A 540-nucleotide genomic window follows, 5' to 3' on the forward strand; every position below is an offset into this window, starting at 1 on the left:
CCATGACCGTTTTCATGTTATCCGTTACAAGTTCATTAGGCACACCTCCCATTAGCTCAAACGCTTGTGTCAATAAATTAAATAAGACATCACTTGATTTATTCATTGTCACTTGCATGATTACAAAACGGGAATAAGGAAGTAGTAGTACGCCTATATTTAGTGAAACGATTTGATTATCCTTCGTTTTAAAGTTAATACCTTCTTTCCAGTCAAACTGTGCTTGATGACCGGCTTTTGTCTCGAATCTCGTTGTGCCTTTAGGCGACATCTGTTGATAACCTTTCATAAAATAACGATTAAACTCATCATGTTTAAGGATATAAGCTCTAAATGTAGAATAGGCACACGTTAACCCATGTTTATCCTTCAAATATTGCCAAAGAATACGCTTATAGTAGAACTTTTGTTCACTAGAGTCTGAAAGTAATTTTTCGATGATAGGGTAATACTTGTCAATAATAGACTGACGATTTCTCTTTTTGGTTGGCTCAAAGCCATTTAAATATTTATCAACTGTTCTTCTATCAACACCCATGT

Annotated in this window: 1 pseudogene; it reads right to left on the bottom strand. The window is 34.8% G+C overall.

Annotated elements, in window-relative coordinates:
- A pseudogene (locus tag IDG65_RS14140) lies at positions 1 to 540 on the bottom strand (IS21 family transposase); the annotation flags it as partial.

Origin of the sequence: Staphylococcus sp. EG-SA-17 (genome assembly GCF_017151845.1) — a bacterium.
In the GTDB taxonomy this organism is placed as follows: Bacteria; Bacillota; Bacilli; order Staphylococcales; family Staphylococcaceae; genus Staphylococcus; species Staphylococcus aureus.